The organism is Candidatus Methylomirabilota bacterium (assembly GCA_027293415.1).
Lineage (GTDB): Bacteria > Methylomirabilota > Methylomirabilia > Methylomirabilales > CSP1-5 > CSP1-5.
In genome coordinates, this window is record JAPUFX010000183.1 from 1 (window position 1) to 3464 (window position 3464).

Consider the following 3464-nt stretch of genomic DNA (forward strand, 5'->3'; position numbering starts at 1 on the left):
GCGGATCCCCCCACAGTTTCCGCCGATCACGGGAGTTCCTTTCCACATGGCTTCGGCAACGGTGAGGCCAAATCCTTCTCGTAGGGATTTCTGTAACACAACATCGGAAGCGGTCTGGAAGGCATTGACCTCGAGATGCCCTACTTGCTCGGGGTCGGAAAAGACGTGGATATCTGGGTCCCGCCCGTGATAAGAATTCACTTGCTCGAGGACCACCTCGGCCTCGGGGTCGTCTTGGGCCTCTATGACACCCACGAGGGCGAGCTGCAGATCTGGTATCTCTTTCTTGGCCAACCGATACGCATCGATCACCCCCAGGGGGTCCTTCCAGGGATCAAAGCGAGCTACCTGGCTGATCAAAGGACGTTCTGGATCAATGGCAAGCCCCGCCAGAATCTCTTTCGCTTTTGGCTTTGGGAGGTGCTGATTCTTCACCGTCAGGGGATCGATTGCAGGTCGTAAGAATCTGACCTTGTCTGGCGGAGCCGATCCATTTACGTATTCAGGCAAACAGAAGACTAGCCGGTCATATCCCTGCAGGTAACGGTATAGATAGTTCCAGACGGCCCTGTTGGGGGTCGAGGTATCAATGTGACAGTGCCAGATGGCTTGCCGGAATGGGTGCATACTCGCCCCGATCGGACAGGGCTGAGAGTCGTGAACCACCCAGAGATCCATATCGAGTTCCTGGATCTCCGTGGCAATCCGCCGGTTTTGGCAGAGAAAGATCTCATGAGTTCTCGAGTCAAACTGCCAGCTTCCACCTTGTAGACTGTTGTGGATGTTCTTGGTCACCTCAAAGAAGTGAGGGTTCGGTGCTATGCAATACCAGTCAGTCTCTACCCCCAAGCCGTTCATCAGGGGGACGAGGCTCATCAGGATTTCTGCCACCCCACCCCCCCTGGAGGTGGCATTCACATGCCCGACCTTGAGGCCCCTCAGGCGAGTGGCCAGCCGCTGGAGGCTCTCAAATGATTCCTCATCCATCCATTCATGGTACGGGCGAAGATCGCAGAGAATTGTTTCAACCTTTTGCACCATAGCTCTTTTCTCGCGCTACATTTTGCTGCCTTACACCGAAATCGATCTCCGCCTGCCAACTGCTATATATGTGAACCCCATGTCTTCCATAACATCAGGTTCATATATGTTCCTCAGATCAATGATTATGGGATGTTTCAACGCTTCCTTTATTTTGGTCATGTCCAATTTCCGAAACTGATTCCATTCAGTGAGAAAGACTAACGCGTCACTGCCTTCTGCAACTTCATAGGGTCCATTACAAAAGTCGATCTCACTCAATACACTCTTCGCGTTTACCATTGCTGCAGGATCAAAGGCCTTAATCCTTGCGCCTTCTTTCTGTAGACCTTGGATAATTGTGATTGATTGTGCTTCCCTCATGTCATCTGTATTTGGTTTAAAGGACAATCCAAGTATGCCGATCGTCTTTCCATCCAGCCTCCCTAACGCATTCTTAATCTTCTCTACCATTCGGAATTTTTGAGCGTCGTTTGCTTCAACCGCTGCGCTCACCACCTTGAGATTGCAATTGTGCTCCCGCGCAGTAGCTAGAAGGGCAGCCACGTCCTTGGGAAGGCAAGAACCTCCGAATCCCGGCCCTGGGTGGAGAAACTTTCGTCCGATACGTTGATCTAGACCGAGTCCCTTAGCGACATGATGCACATCTGCCCCCACGCTCTCACACAAGTTGGCGATTTCATTTATAAATGTGATCTTCGTCGCGAGAAAGGCATTTGTCGCATATTTGATTAGCTCGGCAGTTTCGATATCAGTGAATACCATTGGTGTTTCCATGAGATACAACGGGCTGTACAGGTCTTTCATGATTGCTTTTGCTTGTATGCTTTCGGTGCCGATGACCACCCTGTTCGGCCTCATAAAATCCTCTACTGCCGCTCCTTCGCGGAGGAATTCCGGGTTTGCAACAATATCGACGGGAACATGTGCGGGAAGGCTGTCCATTATGACTTTTTCAATCTTTCTCGTCGTCCCGACGGGCACCGTGCTTTTCGTCACGACGACTTTGTAATCAGTTATAAATTGACTGATTGTTCTTGACGCTTGGAGGACTTGAGAGAGATTTGCGGAACCGTCGCCGTTTGGCGGTGTACCGACAGCGAGAAATATGACGAGGCTGCTCCCGACGGCTTTCTCGATGTCGGTTGTAAACTCAAGCTTGCCCTGGCGGACGTTTGAAATTACGAGTTGTTCCAGACCGGGTTCATAAAATGGTACCTTACCATTTTGGAGTACCTCTATCCGTTCAGGGTCGATATCGGCACAAATGACGTTCAGTCCAAACTCAGCGAAACACGCCCCTGTCACAAGGCCAACGTAACCCGTTCCGATGATTGATATACGCATTGTAACTCCTCAGCTGACACTCATGATGCTATGAGTCTGATGTAAGGTGGAATTGCTGTTCGACCAGGCGGTATTCATCCTTCGGACGGGAGCTGGGTCTTACCCCACCGGGAGGACGTCGGCGGCATCCAGCTCGACGGACGCCGCCTGCTGAATCAGGCTGATCGCCACGACCAGGCGAGCGCGCGCGCCTTTGCGGATCAGGATCCCGCGGACGCCTGCCAGGGACCCCCGCACCACCTCCACTTCCATTCCTTCTTTGAGATACGGGTGAGGATCAAAGGGAAGGGTGCACGTCACCAATTGGCGGACGGCTTCGATCTCGTGATCGGGGACCGGAATCGCGATCCCATTGATTCCCAGGATCTGGACCACGCCCACAGCGGTCACAACTGACAGCCGGTCCTGATACGGAAAGCGGGCGAAGCAATAGCCCGGGAACAGGGGAAAATCCACGTTCTTCCACCGATCTTTCCACCGCCGGCGACGCTCTACGAGTGGTAGAAAGGCCTCGACCCTGCGGGAGTCAAGCTGCTGGTGAACCAGCTTTTCATGCCTCGACCGTGTCCGGATAGCGTACCAGGCTAGATTCCCATTTTCCTCATACATGGCTTCGCCCTTTCACTTACATGACAGGATTTCGAATTTCGGATTTCGAATTTCGGATTTGTTGGAATCCGAAAACCTGAACCGCAAAATCTCAAATCAGCAATTGCCGGTACTACATTTCGGATTTCGGATTTCGAATTTACCGGCTCAAACGACGAACTCCAGACCCCGAATCCAACTCCGGAACCTCAGTCCTCTATTCTCTGTCGGCGGGACTTAGTGCTTTTGCCGACACTCGTGAAAATTGCAAGCAAAGCATTAGATTCCTGAAGGAGCCACTGTCGGTCTTCAGGACCGCCGATCTTCACATCCTCGAAAAGTTCAAGCCAGTACTGCGTCTCGGCCGCCTCTTTTTCGACCAACGCAATCTTGTGGATGAAGTCACTTCGCGATTGCGCCCGATTCGCCTCTCGGTAATTGGCCCCTACCGATGTCCCTGACCTCAGCAACTGGATTCCCAAGGTTTC

Annotated in this window: 4 protein-coding genes; all 4 read right to left on the reverse strand. The window is 52.3% G+C overall.

Annotated features, from left to right (window positions below; all coding sequences use genetic code 11):
* Positions 1-1041 (reverse strand): glycosyltransferase (locus O6929_12670; GenBank protein ID MCZ6481232.1); only part of this gene is annotated, 1041 nt, incomplete at its 3' end.
* Between the two features lie 30 nt (positions 1042-1071).
* Positions 1072-2388: a UDP-glucose/GDP-mannose dehydrogenase family protein gene (locus O6929_12675; protein MCZ6481233.1), complete on the reverse strand. Its 1317-nt coding sequence runs from the start codon at positions 2386-2388 to the stop codon at positions 1072-1074.
* Positions 2389-2487: 99 nt separating this feature from the next.
* The gene (locus O6929_12680) at positions 2488-2997 is read right to left on the reverse strand and encodes a UpxY family transcription antiterminator (protein MCZ6481234.1); all 510 of its coding nucleotides are present in this window, start codon (positions 2995-2997) and stop codon (positions 2488-2490) included.
* 188 nt (positions 2998-3185) lie between these two features.
* On the reverse strand, positions 3186-3464 hold a 279-nt coding region (locus tag O6929_12685), incomplete at its 5' end, for a four helix bundle protein (protein ID MCZ6481235.1).

Bases quoted from the DNA above. Each gene is read 5' to 3' on its own strand.
- O6929_12675 (MCZ6481233.1), bottom strand. From the start codon at position 2,388: ATGCGTATATCAATCATCGGAACGGGTTACGTTGGCCTTGTGACAGGG.
- O6929_12680 (MCZ6481234.1), bottom strand. From the start codon at position 2,997: ATGTATGAGGAAAATGGGAATCTAGCCTGGTACGCTATCCGGACACGG.